Annotated in this window: 19 protein-coding genes; 4 read left to right on the top strand and 15 right to left on the bottom strand. The window is 62.9% G+C overall.

What is annotated here, in order from left to right; all coding sequences use genetic code 11:
- Positions 1-91: 91 nt before the first annotated feature.
- Complete coding sequence (locus ACIQ2A_RS14275) at positions 92-886, top strand: IclR family transcriptional regulator (RefSeq protein ID WP_398480185.1); 795 nt, start codon at positions 92-94, stop codon at positions 884-886.
- A gap of 271 nt (positions 887-1,157) precedes the next feature.
- A complete protein-coding gene (locus tag ACIQ2A_RS14270; RefSeq protein WP_398480183.1) occupies positions 1,158-2,336 on the top strand; it encodes a glycosyltransferase family 4 protein in 1,179 nt (392 codons plus the stop codon).
- A gap of 6 nt (positions 2,337-2,342) precedes the next feature.
- Here the strand turns inward: ACIQ2A_RS14270 and ACIQ2A_RS14265 are convergent, their stop codons facing one another.
- Genes ACIQ2A_RS14265 through ACIQ2A_RS14245 form a run of 5 tightly spaced genes read right to left on the bottom strand, consistent with a single transcriptional unit; the run spans position 2,343 to position 9,549 of the window.
- Positions 2,343-3,494 carry a glycosyltransferase gene (locus ACIQ2A_RS14265; RefSeq protein WP_398480181.1) on the bottom strand — a complete coding sequence of 384 codons (1,152 nt, stop codon included), beginning with the start codon at positions 3,492-3,494 and terminating at the stop codon, positions 2,343-2,345.
- On the bottom strand, positions 3,487-4,503 hold the full coding sequence (locus tag ACIQ2A_RS14260) for a polysaccharide deacetylase family protein (protein WP_398480179.1): 1,017 nt from the start codon (positions 4,501-4,503) through the stop codon (positions 3,487-3,489). The genes ACIQ2A_RS14265 and ACIQ2A_RS14260 overlap by 8 nt, the downstream gene beginning before the upstream one ends.
- Before the next feature lie 45 nt (positions 4,504-4,548).
- Positions 4,549-6,057: a lipid II flippase MurJ gene (locus tag ACIQ2A_RS14255; protein WP_398480177.1), complete on the bottom strand. Its 1,509-nt coding sequence runs from the start codon at positions 6,055-6,057 to the stop codon at positions 4,549-4,551.
- A gap of 22 nt (positions 6,058-6,079) precedes the next feature.
- A complete protein-coding gene (locus tag ACIQ2A_RS14250; RefSeq protein WP_398480174.1) occupies positions 6,080-7,234 on the bottom strand; it encodes a glycosyltransferase in 1,155 nt (384 codons plus the stop codon).
- Entirely contained in the window at positions 7,234-9,549 is a 2,316-nt protein-coding gene (locus ACIQ2A_RS14245; RefSeq protein WP_398480172.1) for a polysaccharide biosynthesis tyrosine autokinase, read from the bottom strand. Before ACIQ2A_RS14245 ends, ACIQ2A_RS14250 begins: the two co-directional genes overlap by 1 nt.
- A 353-nt stretch (positions 9,550-9,902) precedes the next feature.
- Between ACIQ2A_RS14245 and ACIQ2A_RS14240 the strand changes: the two genes are divergently transcribed.
- Positions 9,903-10,076: a DUF1328 domain-containing protein gene (locus tag ACIQ2A_RS14240; RefSeq protein ID WP_398465249.1), complete on the top strand. Its 174-nt coding sequence runs from the start codon at positions 9,903-9,905 to the stop codon at positions 10,074-10,076.
- Positions 10,077-10,178: 102 nt separating this feature from the next.
- On the opposite strand, the gene ACIQ2A_RS14235 is transcribed toward ACIQ2A_RS14240, so the two are convergent.
- From ACIQ2A_RS14235 to phnG, 10 genes are all read right to left on the bottom strand, one after another.
- Positions 10,179-10,478, bottom strand: a complete 300-nt coding sequence (locus ACIQ2A_RS14235; RefSeq protein WP_398480170.1) for an HU family DNA-binding protein — start codon at positions 10,476-10,478, stop codon at positions 10,179-10,181.
- Positions 10,479-10,722: 244 nt separating this feature from the next.
- Positions 10,723-11,343: a pyridoxamine 5'-phosphate oxidase family protein gene (locus ACIQ2A_RS14230; RefSeq protein WP_398480168.1), complete on the bottom strand. Its 621-nt coding sequence runs from the start codon at positions 11,341-11,343 to the stop codon at positions 10,723-10,725.
- Between the two features lie 76 nt (positions 11,344-11,419).
- A complete protein-coding gene (gene phnN / locus ACIQ2A_RS14225; RefSeq protein ID WP_398480166.1) occupies positions 11,420-12,016 on the bottom strand; it encodes a phosphonate metabolism protein/1,5-bisphosphokinase (PRPP-forming) PhnN in 597 nt (198 codons plus the stop codon).
- Positions 12,013-13,167 (bottom strand): alpha-D-ribose 1-methylphosphonate 5-triphosphate diphosphatase, encoded by a 1,155-nt coding sequence (locus tag ACIQ2A_RS14220; RefSeq protein WP_398480164.1) that lies wholly within the window; start codon positions 13,165-13,167, stop codon positions 12,013-12,015. Before ACIQ2A_RS14220 ends, phnN begins: the two co-directional genes overlap by 4 nt.
- 10 nt (positions 13,168-13,177) lie before the next feature.
- Positions 13,178-13,876, bottom strand: a complete 699-nt coding sequence (phnL, locus tag ACIQ2A_RS14215) for a phosphonate C-P lyase system protein PhnL (protein WP_398480162.1) — start codon at positions 13,874-13,876, stop codon at positions 13,178-13,180.
- A gap of 7 nt (positions 13,877-13,883) precedes the next feature.
- Complete coding sequence (phnK, locus tag ACIQ2A_RS14210; RefSeq protein ID WP_398480159.1) at positions 13,884-14,684, bottom strand: phosphonate C-P lyase system protein PhnK; 801 nt, start codon at positions 14,682-14,684, stop codon at positions 13,884-13,886.
- Positions 14,677-15,561 carry an alpha-D-ribose 1-methylphosphonate 5-phosphate C-P-lyase PhnJ gene (locus ACIQ2A_RS14205; RefSeq protein WP_398480157.1) on the bottom strand — a complete coding sequence of 295 codons (885 nt, stop codon included), beginning with the start codon at positions 15,559-15,561 and terminating at the stop codon, positions 14,677-14,679. Before ACIQ2A_RS14205 ends, phnK begins: the two co-directional genes overlap by 8 nt.
- Entirely contained in the window at positions 15,558-16,667 is a 1,110-nt protein-coding gene (locus tag ACIQ2A_RS14200; RefSeq protein ID WP_398480155.1) for a carbon-phosphorus lyase complex subunit PhnI, read from the bottom strand. The genes ACIQ2A_RS14205 and ACIQ2A_RS14200 overlap by 4 nt, the downstream gene beginning before the upstream one ends.
- 2 nt (positions 16,668-16,669) lie before the next feature.
- Positions 16,670-17,278, bottom strand: coding sequence for a phosphonate C-P lyase system protein PhnH (phnH, locus tag ACIQ2A_RS14195; protein ID WP_398480153.1), 609 nt, complete (start codon positions 17,276-17,278; stop codon positions 16,670-16,672).
- Between the two features lie 2 nt (positions 17,279-17,280).
- Positions 17,281-17,742 (bottom strand): phosphonate C-P lyase system protein PhnG, encoded by a 462-nt coding sequence (phnG, locus tag ACIQ2A_RS14190; protein ID WP_398480151.1) that lies wholly within the window; start codon positions 17,740-17,742, stop codon positions 17,281-17,283.
- A gap of 125 nt (positions 17,743-17,867) precedes the next feature.
- Between phnG and phnF the strand changes: the two genes are divergently transcribed.
- The coding region (phnF, locus tag ACIQ2A_RS14185; RefSeq protein WP_398480149.1) for a phosphonate metabolism transcriptional regulator PhnF at positions 17,868-18,360 on the top strand (493 nt) is incomplete at its 3' end.

Below are 18,360 nucleotides of genomic sequence, written 5' to 3'. Positions count from 1 at the left end.
GAACTACACGGCACGGCAAGGTTTGTTAGTGCGCAAATGATGAACGTGAGCTGCCTTTTCCATCGGCAACCTGTAGCGAATGGAGAGCGCATTGGCCATCAAGAGACACGCCCCGCGCGACGAGGCGAACCGCCCGCAGCCCGCTGATGGCAGTTCACGCAAGATCCTGCGCGCATTGCTCGCCTTCTCGACAGACCGCCCGCGGCATTCTGCCGAAAGCCTGTCCGAGCAGATCGGCGTGCCGCTCTCTTCCACCTATCGCTATATCGGCATTCTTCGCGAAGCCGAGCTTATCGACGAAGACGGCCGCGGTTCGTTCGTGCTGGCGCCACGCGTCATCGGCCTCGCACAGGCCGCGCGGGCGGGAACGGATCTGGCATCGATCGCGCGTCCGCATATGAAAAGGCTGGCGCAGGACGCCGGTGAAACCGTCATTCTTCTGCGCCGCTCAGGCGATCGCGCCATCTGTATCGAGCGGTCCGAGTCGCTCTCGCGCATTCGCCTCACATTCGAAGTAGGCACTGCACTTCCCATGCATCGTGGTGCGGGCCCCAAGCTCCTGCTGGCGCATCAACCTGCAGCCGAGATCGAGCAATTGCTCGATGACGTCGTTGCGCGCGATCCCGGCTTCGGCATGCATCGCAGGACGCTGATGCGCGAGCTGGCGACAATCCGCGATGAAGGCTGGTCGGAATCGCATGCGGAGATCACACCGCATGTCTATGCCGTCGCTGCCGGCATCCGTGACGGCAGCGGCGTTGTCGCGACCGTCTCATTCGTCGCACCGGCATTTCGGACGCCAAAGGCCGGGCAGATCAAGCTGCGCGAGAAGGTTCGACGGACGGCGGACATCATCAGCAAGGCCTATACGGCCGTCACGCTCTGATACCGTAACGACTTGTCGCGACTGGCCGGCGCGAGTCTCGCGTGTGTCCTTTTAAGACCACGTCGTTCAATTCGATACATATCGCCAGCATATCCGCACAGCCGTACCTGCGTGATGTGTCGCGATGTTCCTCGGCGTTGTGATCACGGACAGTTTTGGAATCGGACATTGTGTCGCAGGTGAAAGCCTGCCAGTAACAGGACGGATCGGGATTGCGATCCACCTGCACATTTCAAGACTGATTCATTCACCTCTCTACGAGCGCTGCGCCATGACCATCGAGATCGTGCAAATCGTCCAGGAATTGAGCTCGGTCGGCGGCGTCGAGAGTGTTGCGAGCGAACTCGCCAGTGCATTCAGCCGCGCCAAGATCGCAAATACAGTTCTCGCCAGTGCCGTCGGCGAACGCGCCACGACGGGTACGCATATCGAGCGTGTCGGTGCCTGGCTATCGCGCGTCAAGACGCGTGGCGTACTGCGCTATGCCGGCCGGTTTCTCGTGGTGCCGATCTTCACGATGCTGGCCACGCGCGCGGCCCAGCATCACGACAAGGCCGTGGTCGTCAGCCATGGCGACAGCCTCGGCGGCGACGTCCTCGTGGTGCATGCGGTCAATGCGCAAAGCCTCGCCGAAAAGCGCAGTGCCGGCGACTGGAAATGGTTGCTCAATCCGATGCATCTGTGGGTGAGCTTGCGCGATCGCTGGATGATCGGCGGGCTGCGTTACCGCATGTATGTCGCCGTCTCGCCGCGCGTCGCGACGGAGTTGCAGACGATCTACAGGGTGCCGGCGTCGCGTATCCGCGTGATCCCGAACGGCATCGACCTCACGCGCTTCAAGCGCGACATCGAGGCTGGCATCGCAATCCGCCGCGAATTCAACATTCCACTAGATGCCAAATTGCTGGTGTTTGCCGGCCACGAGTTCCGTCGCAAGGGCCTCGCGCACGCCATCGACGCGCTTGAACGCCTCGGGCCGAATGTCTGGATGCTGGCCGTGGGCTCCGACAATCCGGCTCCCTATCGTAAACTGGCAACCACATCCGCGAACCGCTTGGTCTTTGCCGGATCGCGCAGCGACATGCCCGCGCTCTATTCCGCGGCCGATGCCTTCGTGCTGCCGACCGCCTATGAGACGTTCTCGCTGGTCTGCATGGAAGCCTTGGCCTGCTCGACTCCGGTTTTCGCGACGCCTGTCGGCGGCATCGAGGATTATCTGGTCGATGGCGTGAACGGTTATCAGATCGCGATGAATGGCGAGGACATCGCCAACAAGATCGCGGCTGCTTTTGCCGATCCCGACCTGCATGCGGCATTGCGCAACGGCGCCCATGAGACGGCTCTCAACTACGGCTGGGACTATGTCGGCTCGCGCTATATCGAACTGCTCGAACAGGTGCAGGCGTCAAAAGGTGTTTGGCCGCAGGACGTCGTGCCGGCAGGCGCCTGAGACGGATCAGCGTCCGCGTCGCCGCGCATCGGCAGCGAAACAGGCATTTGCGAGATCCTTGGCGACTGCTTCGTAAGTGAAGCGATCTGCGACATTCGTCAGCGCCGCCGCGCTGCGCTTCTGTAGCTCGGCAGGATCGACCGCGATGCGATCAATCAACGCCGCAAGTGCGGGCGGATCGCTTTCCGGCACGATCCAGCCGCCTTCACCGGTCACATCGGGTATTGCACCGCCGGTCGATCCGATCACCGGCACACCGCAGGCCTGCGCCTCGGTGATGACGCGTCCGAATTGTTCCTTCACTGCTCCAGTCGTACGCGTCAGCAGGATCAAGGCATCGAGGCTGCGCAAAAAGCCTGCGACCTCTGCCGGCTTGCCCCATCCGCGAAAGCTGACGCGATCGGTCAGGCCGAGTTCGGCCACGCGCTTGCGCAGCGCATCTTCCTGTGGCCCTTCGCCCATCAGTGCGAGCGTGACCGGTGCCTTCGCGCGCGCCATGGCATCTAGCGCGTCGTCCAGCCCCTTCTCCACGACCAGGCGTCCGACATAGCCGATCCGGAATGCCGGCCGCTCGACCGGCGGCAGCAATGGCGCGACGTCCGGCCGGAAATTGGTGAGATCGACACCATAGCCGATCGACGAGACAGGCCCCTCATAGCTGCGTGCGCGCACCACCGCCGTCGCATCCGGGCTGCGCGACAGCACATGATCAGTGTTGACGAGCACCTGCTTGCGAATGAATTCGAACGGCGGCGGCAATCGCTTCAGGATGTTCTGATCGACTTCCATCACCATGGCCGCGCGTCCCTTCAACAGGCGCGCCTGCATGGCAACGACGCTCCACGGCTCTTCCCACAGATGAATGACATCCGGATCGAGCTCGCGAATGAGCTTTCGCAGGCCGGGATAGAAATGCAGATACCAGCTCATCGGTCCGGCCTTCGGCAGCCGGATCGGCATCACATGCACGGTGATGCCAGGATCATCGGAGGGGTCGGCAACGATATCGCGACCGAATTGATGCCAGACCGCCGGAACGACGAGATGCACATCGAGGTCGTCGCGGCGGCCGAGAGGATAGTAGCGCAGCCGTCCCGCATCCCGGCTGACGGCAGGATGCGCGATCGACAGGATCTTCAGGCGCGCGCGGCTAGACACGTCCGGTCATCCGCGCAGCGATTCCGGTCATGCCGGAGAGATGCAGTTCCATGGTGGCCACACTGCGGTCTGCACCATTGATGGTGCAGCGTGGCAGCGAATACGGATCCTGCTTGTGCAACACCAGCCCCTTGCGTGTCGTCGATGCGCTCGCATAGCCGGCATCGCGCGCGATCGCGAAATCACGCGGACCGCAGTCACCCGCACGGCCGTAAGGGAATGCAAAGTGGCGGGCCGGAATGCCGAGCTGCTCGATCAGCCGGTCACGGCAGCCCCGCAATTCCAACGCCGCGCGTTCGGGGGACAGTGACGATATGCGGGAGTGATTGACCGTATGCCCGCCGATCTCGACCAGCGGATCGTCGCGCAACTCCGCGAGCATCTCCCAGCTGATCGCTTGCTTCCAGTGCATCGCTTCCATATCGATCCCATTCAGCCGGCAGAACGTCGTGTAATGGTCTGCCGCCTGCGGCCCGTCCCAACTATCGGCGATCCGATAGAACGCCGCCCGTTTGGCAGCGAAGTCCGGCACCGCGATGACACCATCTTCAAGGGTGATCTTATCATTGTTGAGCAGTGCGTCTTCAAGGCCTGCGGCCCAGAGAGACAGCGTTCCGTCCGGAATGCCGGTGGTAACAAACAACGTCACCGGTACATTGTGACGTCGGAACAGCGGGACGATTTCCTCATAGCTGTCACGATAACAGTCATCGATGGAGAAATTCACGAAGCGCCCGCGCCCATTCCTGGCGCGGCGCGTCGCCTCTTCCATGGTCACGACATCCCAGGCGTTCTTTTTAAGATAGCTCAAGAACTGATCGAGAAAGGTCGTATCGAGATAGAAATCGCGATTGGGAAGGCGCTCCCACAGCGCGGCGGGCGCACCACGATGAAATGTCATCAGGCAGCCGCGCTGGCTCGCGAACAGATCCGCCAGCATGCTGATCGGACGGACCAGCGCTTCGGACCGAGCCATCCGTCTGGCGGCGCCGGACAGTAATCGCTTCATCGAAATTCCCCAGCCACCCCGGCACAGAAACGCGACATGCTCAAATCAGAACCGGCTTCGCAAGCGCGCGAATGCCGCAACATAGATACCCGGCAGCAGCATCGCGAAGGACAGCGCGATACAGGCGACAAAAGCAGCACCTCCGGCGAACAGCCGCTGCCAGGTTCCCGAGAGCCATTCGTGGATCTGCCAGCCTGCCAGCAGCATCAGGATTGCCGGAATACTCGCGAGGAACAGCCAGAACAGGAGTCTCTTGCGCGACTTCAGAACCATCATGACGCCTGCAAGCAGGATGATACCACGAGCGGCCTCACCCAGTCCAAGTAGCAACGTCCCGGAGTCCAGCACATGCGGCAGATAAGAGGTGAGAAGGTTAACTCCGACATTAACCAGATAGGCGATGACAATAATCACCGCGGCGACGAAGTTCCGACCGGCTCCGTTGATGATGCGGATCAGGATCCAGCCGAGGGTCGCCGCCCAAAGACCGCAGGAAATGCCCTGCAGAGCCTGACTCGTCAGGATCAGAGCGTGCTCATTGAAAGCGCCGCGGAAGAAGATGAGCCGCACGATATCCGGCGCGAACATGAACAGGAACGCCGATGCTGGAACCGACAATGCGAGGATCGGCCGCGCGATGCCCTCGATCTGCTCGCCGAGTTCCTTCGGCTTCTCATTGGCCAGCACCGCAAGGCCGACAGGCTGGCTGATCAGCAGCAACGCGCTTTCGGTCAGGGTGCGGGCATAATCGAGCGATGCCACAGCGCCCGTGCCGACGCGGGATGCCAGAATCCGTTCGACCCAGATATTGGCCTGTTCGGCCATCGGAATGGCGAGCAGCGGACGCAGACGAACGAAGAACTCACGTGCCGATGCTGTCACATCGCCAAGCGACAATCCGCGAAAGCTGATCACGCCATCGCGGCCGAGTGAAAACAGCCCCCAGATCGCCAGGCCATCGAAAGCCAGCGTGAACGACCAGGCCAGCGTGCGGAAATTTCCGGTCACGGCGATCAAGGCAACGCCCAGCAGAACGGCGATGTTGAGTGTACTGGCGCGAATATTCGTCAGCCGCGTGCGCCCCAAGGCGATTTCGCCCGACGCCAGTACATTGACCAGCACCGATCCTGGCATGCCGAGCGCCATGATGCGCATGAAATCGAGCGTCAGGCTGCGCCCGTCCGCCGAAAAGCCGCCAACGATCGCACGCACTGCGACTTCGCCAAGGGCTTGCAGCCCCAACATCAGGATCATTGCGATGCTGGTGGCCGCAACAGCGAGCGCGGCGAGCTTGCGCGGTGCATCGTCGCCCTTCAGGGCATCACGATGCATCGGGATCATCACGGCCGGCACGGTCTCGTTCTGCAGAAAGGAAATCGGCAGCATGACGGCCGTGATCGCGCCGCGAAAGCCGTCCGCCACCAGCGTGGCGCCGAGCACAGTTGCCATTACGATTTCGCGGGCGAAGCCGAGCAGTTTGCTGGCCAGTGCACCGGTGATCAGATTGGCGACGAAACGCCCCGAGGATTGTCGCGGCGCATTCACGACGCGCACCACGCGCTCACGCGGCGCCCCGTCACGCTCCGTCTCCGGCCGCCTGATGGATCAGGCGCGCAGTCGCATCGAGCATCTGCGTAACCCCATAATGTGTACGCGCACGCGTCGCGGCATAGTCGATCTGCGCACGCAGTTCAGGGGATCGGGCCATGATCGTAGCCATTGCCTGCGCCAGCGCATCGGCGTCGCCCGGCGGCACCAGCGTGCCAGCCTTGCCGGCTTCGAGAATATCCGCTGCCGCACCCGCATCGGTGGCAATCACCGGCACGTCGGCAAGCATTGCTTCGACCAGTGTGCGGCCGAACGGCTCGGGATCGATGGATGGATGGATCACTGCATCGACAGCGCGCATCAAGCGCGGCACGTCGCTGCGCTGACCGAGAAAATGGACGCGATCCGTGAGACCCAGGTCTCTCACCATCTGTTGCAACCGCTGCTCATAGGCTTCCTCGCCGAACAGCGCCGAGCCGGCGATGATGCAGCTGACACCCGGTGTCTTCGCTAGTGCCTGCAGCACAACGTGCTGCCCTTTCCATTCGGCGAGGCGACTGAAGACACCAACAAGCGGACCTTGCGGCAGGCCCGATTCGTGGCGGATCTGGGCAGGCGATTGCGTCTCAGGTGCGATGTCGAGCCCGTTCGGCACGATGGCAACGAGATCCCGACGGCCACCCTCGGTGATGAATGCATCGGCCGCAGCTTTTGACGGGACGACAACCCTGGTCGTGCAATGATTGGCCAGCAGAACCTGCACGCGCCGCTGCATCTTGCCGAAATGTGCGGACGAGATGATGTCGTGGAGATGCCAGATCAACGGCCGGCGCACGAGCTTTGCGGCAATCGCCGCGAGCACGAACGCCTTCTGTGAATTGGCATAGACCACGTCATGCCTGCGCGCGAAGCGTGCGAGTTCCGCGGTGATGCCATACATTGCGCCGATGACGGGAAGCACCTTTGTGAACGAACTGTCGCGCCGGACATCATTGAGGCCGCTGCCCCAACGCGAGATCGCGACATTCAGTCCGCAAGCTGCGAGCGCACCATGCAGCGGTCCATCCTCGAACAGCAAAGCCGATTGTCCGGGCCATGGCTTGACCAGATCAAGCAGCACCAGCTCGGCGCCGGAGATCGAACCTGTATGACAGACAAACAGAACGCGCGGCGACGCAGACATCACGTCGCTCCGGCATAGGCATCACTCGAAGCGGAGGCTGTGCGTGTCGCACCGGCATCCGGAACCATGGTGATGGCAATCCCCATCAGCTCGCCACCGGCAACACGAATGGCGCTGGAGGTCGCGACCGCCTGGCCGATCGACGAACGGCCGGAGCGCATGCAGAGCAGCACGCCATCGACCTGCTTGGCCAGCAAACCGATATCGGTCTGGATGCCTGGCGACGGCGCATCGACGAGGACCACGTCATAGATCTGCGCCCATTGCAGCACGTCAGCGAGCGGCTTGCGCAGCAGCTCCGCCGAAGCCGGAACCGGGCCCGCCGGAATTGCATCGAGGTTCGGCACGCCGGTACTGACCACGCTCTCGCGCGGCGTGATCTCGCCACGCAGGATGCCCTGCAGGCCGAGGCTGCTGCGCAGGCCCAGCGCCATCTCGAGCTTCGGTGCACCGAGATCGCATTCGATCACCAGCACATTGCGGCCGGCAGCTGCGAGATGCTGCGCGAGCGAGAGCGTCAGGAACGTCTTGCCTTCGGCAGTGGATGGCGATGCCACGAGGATGGTCTTGCGCGGCTTGCTATTGCCGGGCGCGAGCAGATTGGCAGAGAGATCGCGCAACGCATCCTGATAGTGGCGATCATCACGCGCGATCGGCAGGCTGCGCGCCAGCGCCGCGCCCGATTGCGCGGACAGGATCGCACCGATCGTCGATTCCGACGCTTCGCGCTTCACCGCCGGCAGCCGCGCGAGAATCGGCGCGCCGGTGACCACGGAAAGTTCGGACGACGAGCCGGCGAGAACGGGTGCAGGCTGCGCTATCGGCTCAGCGACTGGCATTGGCGGCACGACAGGCGGCGCAGCAACGGGCACAGCGGCCGCAGCAACAGGGGGAGCGGAAACAGGTACAGCAGCAGCAACCGGCTTGTCCTGCGGCTTGCTCGGTGCTGGACGTGCCGGTCGCGACAAGGCATCGAGGCGCATATTGTCGCCGAAGAAGGCCGCGAAGCTCGCTAGCAGCAATGCGAGCGTCGCACCTGCGGCAATGAACGGAATCTTCTTCGGGAAGAACGGTTTGGCCGGCAGCTCGGCCAGGCTGACGAGGCGCGTGCTGCCGATCAACACGCGGCGCTCGGTTTCGAGCTCGCTGGCGCGGCGATAGAGGTCCGCATATTGCGTGCGCTTGATCTCGGTATTGCGCGCCAGGCTTTCGATGGTGGCTTCATCCGACGTGGCCGAACCGACTTCGGCCTTGGCGGCGTCCATCTGCTTGGTCAGCGACTTCACCAGCGTATCGCTGGAGTCGAGCGTCTTCTGCGCACTCGCAACGATGCTTGCGACTTCCGCATTGAGGCGGTCACGAATCGCGCCCTGCTCCTGCTCGAGCGCCCGGATCGACGGATGACGCGGGCCGAGCGAATTCGACTGGCTGGCGAGTTGTGCCGTGACCACCATCATCTGCTGCTTGAGATCGGAGACAGTCCGGTTCGACTGCACCGCCGGCGAGTCGATGGCACGGGCCTGGTTGCTCTTGATTTCCTGCAGGCGCGCTGCCGCTTCGGCACGGGCATTCTCGGCATTGGCAAGCTGCTGGCTGATGCTGGTCAGGCGCTCCGACCAGATCGGCGCCTGCTGGCCGCGGGCGAGGCCCTTGTTGCGGCGGAAGGCCTGGATCTTGGCATCGGCATCGCGCAGCTCGGCATCGAGCTGCTTGGCTTCCTTCCACAGATAGGATGCCGCGATTTCCTTGCTGTTGGCGCCGGTCACGCGCTGATCATCAAGAAACGCATTGGTGAGCGCATTGGCCATCTTCTGCGCGACGTCGGCGATGGGCGAGCTGTAGGAAATGCTGATGACGCGCGAGCGGCCTGTGCCGCCAATGGAATAGTTGCCGGCGATGTAATCGACCAGCACGCCGGTGTCTTCTTTCGCCTTCTCGCAGCTGGAGCCGATGCTGCTGCGCGCAAAGCAATCCTGGATCGCTGCCTCACGAACGCCCGGCGCATCCAGCGCCATGCGCATCAGGCGCGGCGACTTCACGATCAGCAGCTGGCTCTCGACATCCGCGGGATCGCCGATCTTGGCTGCCCATGCCGCGGAGGCATTGGCGTTGCTGGGCTCCTGCTCGGCAACGATGACAGAGCCCGACGCGGAATAGCGCACCGGCACGACCAGGAGCGCGATCACCGTGATGATCATGATGCCGCAAAATACCGCGCCAAAAATCTGGCGATGGCGCCAGACTTTCTGCAGCGGATTTTCATTCGCTGCGAGGTCAGTGGATGGTGAGGCGTTTGCGGGGCGTCGGATGAACATGGCGTGTCACACGATGTCGCTGGGCGTCGATCGAGCGCGCGGCTGGTTCGCGACACCCACTTCACAGGTCCAATCCTGAACGGCCACCATACGCATTCCAAGCCCTTATGTAGCGGCCCGCATGCGGAAGCTGCAGCAACGGTCGCTCATTCTTCATTAGGGATGTCTTGGTTAAGGCCTCGTTTAAAATACAACCGTTCCGCGTTTATGACCCTAATTGGTACACTTATACGCGAGTATCGAACGGCATTGCTCGCATCGCGTTCGATCATACCGATCGCCGCCGACCATAGGCGATGGAACCAACCGCCGGAGGCTGGCGTTCCCGATTTGATTCAATCCGGAGCCATGCCATGACCCTGCTGAAATGGGCGCTGATTTTCTTTCTGGTCTCGATCGTCGCCGGCGTGTTCGGCTTCACCGGCATCTCCGCCGCAACGGCCGATGTCGCCAAGATCCTGTTCTATATCTTCCTCGTGATCTGCATCCTGCTGCTGGTGCTCGGCATCACGATCTTTCGAGCCTAGCGCGGCCCTTAGCCTCAAACGCAATCGGCGCGACATTGCCTGAGCAATGCCGCGCCGAGCGCAAATCAGAGCGGGACGACCGAACGGCCGTCCCGGAAATTCTTAGACCGCGTCCTTCGCAGCCTTGACCGGGCGCGCGCGAACGATCTTGCGGGCCGGCTTGGCCTTGAAGGTCATGGCTTCACCGGTGAACGGGTTGGTGCCCTTGCGAGCCTTGGTGGCCGGCTTCTTGACGACGACGAACTTGGCGAAGCCCGGAACGAGGAACACGCCGTTCTTCTTCAGCTCTTTGTAGCCGATGACGGCGAGGTTCTCGAGAACGCCCTTGACGTCCTTCTTGGTGAGTTCGGTGGTCTCAGCGATCTTCTCGATGAGCTGCGACTTCGTCAGTTGTTCTGCCATGTTGCACCTTTGCGTTTGCAGGAGTGATTCGGTGAACAGACACTAGCGGAATCGCCGAAAAAAACAGGCTTCCAATCGGCTCGGCCGCCGTTTTTCCCTTAAAAAATGATGTTTTTTGGCGCACAGGCCCCGATTCGACTTATACGGCAGGGATTCGGGGATCGCGCAAGCCCATTTCCTATGAATAAAGGGGCTGAGGGATTCGCGAACGACCGGTCATCGCGAATACCCTCATAAGCCGCGGTTACCACATGGTCTGACGCGCCCGCTCGGGCCAGGCGCGGTCATATTCGACGCCGCCGACGCGGCTCTCGCTCATTTCCGCCAGGATCTCGCCGGGCGTCGGCAGGGTCTTCGGATCGACGCGCTTGTCGGGATTCCAGAGATCGGAGCGGACGATGGCGCGGGCGCATTGGAAATAGATTTCGCCGACCGCCATCACGATCACCGTCCGCGGCGCCTTCTCGGTGACGGCAAAGGACTCCAGCAAAGCGGGATCGTCGGACAGATGCGCCGTGCCGTTGATGCGCAGTGTCGTGCCGGAGCCAGGAATCAGGAACAGCAGCGCCACGCGCGGATCGCGCACGATATTGCGGAGGCTATCGACGCGATTATTGCCGCGGCGATCCGGCATCATCAGGGTCTTGTCGTCATGGATGCGGACGAAGCCCGGCAGATCGCCCCGCGGCGAGCAATCGAGCCCTTCCGGGCCGGATGTCGCCAGTGCCGCGAAAGGCGACACCTCGATCAGCCGGCGATACTGCGCCGTGACGCGATCGCCGACCTTGGCCGTGGAGGCTTCACCAATGGCATCGAAACGGCCATAGATGGCTTCCAGTTGCTCGATGCTGTCGATCACCGCCATGGCTGTTTTCCCCTTCGTAGGGCGGATGAGCGAAGCGTCATCCGCCGTTCTTTGTCCCATACGCTCGGCCGGCGGATTACGCCTTTGGCTCATCCGCCCTACGGCGCTTGATCGTCTCTATCAATTCGGCCGCATGCGCATCCGCCGCACCGACATTGCTGATCGTCACGTCCGCACCCGATGTCTCGACGCTGCGCTTGAGCCGATCACTGAGCGGTCCATCACTGGCGCGGCCACGCGCGGCCAGGCGTGCTGCGAGAACCTCAGGCGGCGCTGTAATCGAGACCACGACCACATCCGCATAGGCTGCTCGCAGGGCCGGAATGACCGTGCGCGAGATATTGGCAACCACGTTGCGACCGGCGCGGATCTCGTCGTCGATCGACCGCGGCAGCGCATAGCTCAATCCATGCGCGTCCCAGTCGATGGCAAAGGCGCCATCTTCCCTGGAGGCGCGGAATGCCTCAGGCGTGACTTGGACATTATTCTCGTGGGCGGACGCCTCGCGCGTCACCACGCGGCGGACGAAGACCACATCGTCGTCGTCAGCCAATCCGGCCTGCGCCAGACCCAGCAGCGTATCCTTGCCGGCCCCCGATGGACCGACGACCAGCACGAGCCGGCCGGGCCCGATCCTGGCGTCAGTCTCGGACATCGCTGCAAGGTCGGTCATGCCACGCGCTGCCCTTCCCGCCACACGCTGCGCACCACCGGCACATCATGGGCGACATGGACGCGGATCACATCGGCGCGCTTGCCGACGGCGATCTCGCCGCGATCCATCAGGCCGACGGCTTCCGCCGGACGCTTGGTCACCGTGCGGACGGCGCTGGCAAGATCGATCGCCGGCACTTTTGTCGCCAGCTGCAGCGCGCCCATCAGGAGGCTCGACGGCACATAGTCCGACGACAGGATGTCGAGCATGCCTTCGCGGGCGAGATCGATGGCGGCGATATTGCCGGAATGCGAGCCGTTGCGGACCACATTCGGCGCGCCCATCAGGATGCCGATGCCGGCCTTGTGCAGGCCTTCAGCCGCTTCCAGCGTGGTGGGGAATTCGGCCACCGAGACCTTGTCGCCGACGGCTTCGGTCACGTTGTCATGGGTGGTGTCGTCGTGACTCGCCAGCGGGATGTTGTTGGCATGGGCCAATGCCACGATCGCGCGCATATTGCCGGCGGCATATTGCTGCTGGCAGGCGAGGCGATTGGCGAACAGGATATCGAGCTCGGCGTCATTCTTGCCGCCCTTGCCGCGATAATAGGTGCGCAGCTTCTCCTCGTCGCGAAACTGGCGCTGACCGGGCGTGTGATCCATCAGCGACATCAGCCGGACTTCGGTCTTGCCGAGCAGCGCCTTGGCTTCGTCAACCACCGACGGCATCGGTATCTCGCAGCGCAGATGCAGGAAGTGTTCGACGCGCAGCAGGTCGGCCTTGCCGGCATTGGCGATGGAATCGACCAGCAGTTCGGCATAGCTGTCGATGCCCTGGCTGGCATCCTCGCAGCCGACGCGCACGGAGTCGAGCACCGTGGTGATGCCCGATGTGGCGAGCTGGCCGTCATAGGACACCACGGCCGAGATCGGATCCCAGAACACCTTCGGGCGCGGCATGAAATGCGCCTCGAGATGGTCGGTGTGCAGTTCGACCAGACCCGGCATCACCAGATCGCCGCGCGCATCCTCTGCACCGCGTGGCGCATCGCCCTCGCCAAATTCGGCAACGCGGCCATTCGCGAAGGCGATCCAGCCTTTGTCGATGACGCGGTCGGCCAGAATGATCTTGGCGTTGCCGATGACGGTTTCAGTCGATGAAGCGCTCATGGTCTCCCTCTCAGGCAGCGGCGGCAAAGGACGTGACGTCGATCAACCGGTCGGCGATCAGATGCCGCACTTCGTCGTCATGGACAATGGCCACCATGGCCACACCCGCACGTTTTTTCTCGGCGACGAGATCCACCACCACGGCGCGATTGGCCGCATCCAGCGAGGCGGTCGGTTCGTCCAGCAGCAGGATCGGCAGATCCGAGATGAAACCGCGCGCAATATTGACGCGTTGCTGCTCGCCGCCGGAGAAGGTCGAGGGCGGCAACTGCCACAGGCGTTCACCGATATTCAGCCGCTTCAGCAGCGCTCCGGCGCGCACGCGCGCTTCCTCGCGGCCGACGCCGGCGTTGAGCAGCGGCTCGGCCACGACGTCGATCGCCGCCACGCGCGGAACTGCGCGCAGGAACTGGCTGACATAACCGATCGTGTCGCGGCGAACGCTGAGGATCTGGCGTGGCTCGGCGCTGGCGACATCCACCGATGTGCCGAGATGACGCACAAGGATGGTGCCGCCATCGCAGCGGTAATTGCCAAAGATCATTTTCAGGATCGACGACTTGCCCGCGCCCGACGGGCCGGACAGCACGACGCACTCGCCGGCATTCACGTCGAAAGTCACGCCATGCATCACCGGCAGATGAATGCCGCCTTGCAGATGCATCACAAAGGTCTTTTCGGCATTCCGAAGTTCGATCATCGCAGTCATGGTGTCCTCACGCCGGCAGGATCGAAGAAACAAGCAATTGCGTATAGGGCTCGCGGGGATCGTCGAGCACCTGGTCGGTGAGACCGGTCTCGATCACGCGACCGCCCTGCATCACCATCACGCGATGCGACAGCAAGCGCGCCACAGCTAGGTCATGGGTCACCACGATGGCTGAGAGGCCGAGTTCGCCCACCAATGAGCGCATCATATCGAGCAGGCGCGCCTGCACGGAGACATCGAGACCGCCGGTCGGCTCGTCCATGAAGACGAGGCGCGGTTCGGTGACGAGATTGCGGGCGATCTGCAGGCGCTGGCGCATGCCGCCGGAGTAAGTGCGCGGCGCATCGTCGATACGCTCGGCCGAAATCTCGACACGCTCCAGCCAGGTCGTCGCGGTTGCGCGGATCTTGCCATAGTGATTGTGGCCGACGGCCATCAGCCGCTCGCCGACATTGGCGCCGGCGGACACTGCCATGCGCAGACCCATCGCGGGATCCTGATGCACAAAGCCCCAATCGGTGCGGAACAGCAGACGTCGTTCGGCCTCGCCCATGGTGGCGAGATCGCGCGTGATGCCGTCGCGCATGCGATAGGACACGCGGCCCGTGTTCGGCGCGAGCTGCGCCGACAGCAGCTGCAGCAATGTCGATTTGCCCGAGCCGCTTTCGCCGACAATGGCAAGCACTTCGCCCGGATAGAGCTTGAACGAGACATCGCGGCAGGCCTGCAGCTTGCCATAGGTCTTGCCGAGTCCATCGGCGATCAGGATCGGCATGTCGTCCTGCAGTGTCGTGGTGCGATCAAGCATGACGGCTCTCCGCGAAAGGCGAGGCGTTCTCGCTGCCACGATGGCCCTGCGCCTGCCGTGTCTCGCAATAATCAGTGTCCGAGCAGACGAACATGCGGCTGCCCTTGTCATCGGTGACGATCTCGTCGAGATACGAATCTTCCGCGTTGCACAGCGCGCAGCAGGCCTTATGCTTATAGGGCTCGAACGGATGGTCCTCGAAATCCAGCGACACCACCTTGGTGTAAGGCGGGATTGCATAGATGCGCTTCTCGCGGCCGGCACCAAACAGCTGCAGCGCCGGGCAATTGTCCATCTTCGGATTGTCGAATTTCGGCGTCGGCGATGGATCCATCACATAGCGCGCGTTGACCTTCACCGGATAGGCATAGGACGTGGCGATATGGCCGAAGCGCGCGATGTCCTCGTAGAGCTTCACATGAATCAGGCCGTATTCGGCCAGCGCATGCATGCGGCGCGTTTCGGTCTCGCGCGGCTCCAGGAAGCGCAGCGGCTCGGGAATCGGCACCTGATAGACCAGCACCTGATGTTCGCCGAGCTTGGCTTCGGGAATGCGATGACGGGTCTGGATCACGGTTGCGTCCAGCGTGTTCGTCGTCACAGCGACGCCTGCTGTCTTCTCGAAGAATTTGCGGATCGAGATCGCATTCGTTGTGTCGTCTGAGCCCTGGTCGATCACCTTGAGCTGGTCATTGGGCCCGAGGATCGATGCCGTCACCTGTACGCCGCCGGTGCCCCAACCATAAGGCATCGGCATTTCGCGTGACGCAAACGGCACTTGATACCCGGGGATCGCAATCGCCTTCAGGATGGCGCGGCGGATCATCCGCTTGGTCTGTTCGTCGAGATAGGCGAAATTGTATGTCGGCGCGTTCATTCCGCGGCCTCCTGCATGGGCATCGGCGCGTCATTGGCCTCAGCAAACTCCTTGCGCAGCTTGCGAAGCAGGCCGAGCTCGGACTGGAAGTCCACGTAATGCGGCAGCTTGAGATGTTCGACGAAACCGGTCGACTGCACATTGTCGGAATGCGACAGCACGAATTCCTCGTCCTGCGCCGGCGCCTTGATGTCCTCACCGAGCTCGCGCGCACGCAGCGCCCGATCGACCAGCGCCATCGACATCACCTTTCGCTCGGACTGCCCGAACGCCAGGCCATAGCCACGCGTGAAGCAAGGCGCTTCGGTCTCACTCCCTTTGAACTGGTTGACCATCTGGCACTCCGTCAGCGTGATTGAGCCCAACGGCACGGCAAAGCCGACATCCTCGGCGGCGAATTCGACCTCGACCTCGCCCAGACGGATTTCGCCGGCGAAGGGATGGCTGCGGCCATAGCCGCGCTGGGTCGAATAGCCAAGCGCGAGCAGATAGCCTTCGTCGCCGCGCGCGAGATTCTGCAGACGCAGATCGCGGTCCGCCGGGAAGTTCAGCGCATCGCGCGTGAGATCGCCGACGGGCTGCTCAGGATTTTCCGCTGGCGAGCGCTCGATCAGACCGTCGCGGCCGAGAATATCGGTGACGCGCGGCATGATACCTGGCTCGGCGTCGGCGACGACATTCGGCTGCTCCGGCGATCCCTCACCCATCAAGGATGAATCGAGCAAGCGATGCGTGTAATCAAAAGTCGGCCCAAGCACCTGACCGCCCGGCATGTCCTTGAACGTCGAGGACACGCGACGACGAACCTGCATCTTCGCGGTATCGATCGGCTCGCTCGAACCGAAGCGCGGCAGCGTGGCGCGGAAGGCGCGCAGCAGGAAGATCGCCTCGATCATATCGCCGCGCGCCTGCTTGATGGCGAGCGACGCAAGCTCGCGATCATAGAGCGACCCTTCGGTCATCACGCGATCGACGGCGAGCCCGAGCTGGTTGGAGATCTGGTCCAATGATACTTCCGGCACATCGCGATCGCCGCGACGCTCATGCGCCAGCAATCGATGGGCATTCTCGATGGCGCGTTCGCCACCCTTGACGGCGACATACATGCTCAGCCCTCCCGCGCGACAAGGCGCGTGGTACGTGGCAATGCCACGATGGATTCGCCGGACACCAGCAACAGATCGATGCCACGCGGAAACCGCCGCGCATTCTCGGCCAACCGATCGATGATATCCGGCACGCCGATGGCTGCACGCAGGATCGTCACGCCATCGATGCCAGGACCGCTCAACTCATAAGCCGGACCTTCGCTGAGGCTTGCGACCTGCAGCACGATCGTTGTGGAGCGATCGGGATATTCGGGCGTGCCGAGCGCAAAGCGATCAAATTCGGGAAGCTTGATGGGATCAGCGATCACAGCGAAACTGGACGCTGCCGAGTCTGAGATCACCGGCGCGCTGGTGTGAAACTTGATCCATTTGGCGACATCTTCCGATGCCGCGAGCTTCTCATCGAGCCACACCGGCGTATCCTGATCGAACAGCGTCAGGGCGATGGCTGCAGCGCCGCGCATCATCGGCGCCGGCACGCCGGACACGGCACGAATGAGCTGCACGCTGCCCGGACGCGCCATCGCGTCCATCACGGTACGGAACGTGGATTGCGCCGCGATCACCTTGTCGGCAAAGCCGGCCGGCATTTCTGCAATCGTCGTCATGATCATCCCTCCCCGCGCACGAGCGTGTAGAAATCGACTTTGGTGGCCGCCGTTTCCGCAGCCTTGCGCTTGCGCTCCGCCGCAACGCGCGCACGCAGCGGCGTCAGGACTTTCGCTTCGATCGTTTCGGAAAATTGCGATGTCTGGATCAGCGCATCGCACAGCGCGATCAGCTGCGCCTTGGCGCCGTCGCGACCGAGCGTGTAGCCGAAGCCGACCTCGCCAGAGCTGAGCCGCACCGCGGCACGCGACACCGTCGCCTCGCCCAGATTGAACGGCGCGCCATCGCCACCGATCCGGCCGCGCAGCATCACGAGGCCATTTTCCGGTGCGCGCAACTGTTCGTGATCGGGCACGGCGATATCGTCGAAATGCCGGGCGATGTCGGCCGTCGGGCAGTGCCCGAGCACGCCCATCGCCTCCTGGCGCCGCGCCTGTAGATCGTTTGAAGGGGCCTGCATCATGTCACCGCCGCCGGACAAGTTGTATGATTTACTAGACAACTTTATAGGAGGAGGCAATGACCGTTTCGTGACAGTGACATGATTTTTGGGTATCCCTGTTGCGACGGACATTCAGGGACTGATTTGTGACCATTCAAGACAAGCCGACCGGCGTGGCTCTATGGCGACATGTGGCCGACGGGATCGAGCGCGGGATTGCCGACGGGCGCTTTACCGCCGGCGAAAAACTGCCCGGCGAAACCGAGCTGGCCGATACCTACCGCGTCAATCGCCACACGGTGCGCCGCGCGCTGGCGACCCTGGCCGAGCGCGGTATGGTGCGCGCCGAGCGTGGCAGCGGCACGTATGTGGAGGCGCCGAAGCTCGCTTATCCCCTGCGCTCGCGCACCCGCTTCTCGGAGAACGCGCGCGCCGGCGGCCGCGAACCGGCTGGCCAGTTGATCGGCGCCTGGGACGATGTGGCGACGCGCGAACTGGCGCGGCAGCTTGGCCTCAAGACCGGCGCACCGCTGATCCGCCTCGAGGCGCTGCGTCTCGCCGACAAGACGCCGATCTGCGTCGGCACCAACTGGCTCTCGGCCGAGCGGTTTCCCGATTTCGGCAAGGTCTATGAGCGCG

This window comes from Tardiphaga sp. (assembly GCF_044336785.1).
GTDB lineage: Bacteria > Pseudomonadota > Alphaproteobacteria > Rhizobiales > Xanthobacteraceae > Tardiphaga.
Note: the sequence above shows the minus strand (reverse complement) of the source record. Positions and strands in the feature narration are given on the sequence as shown.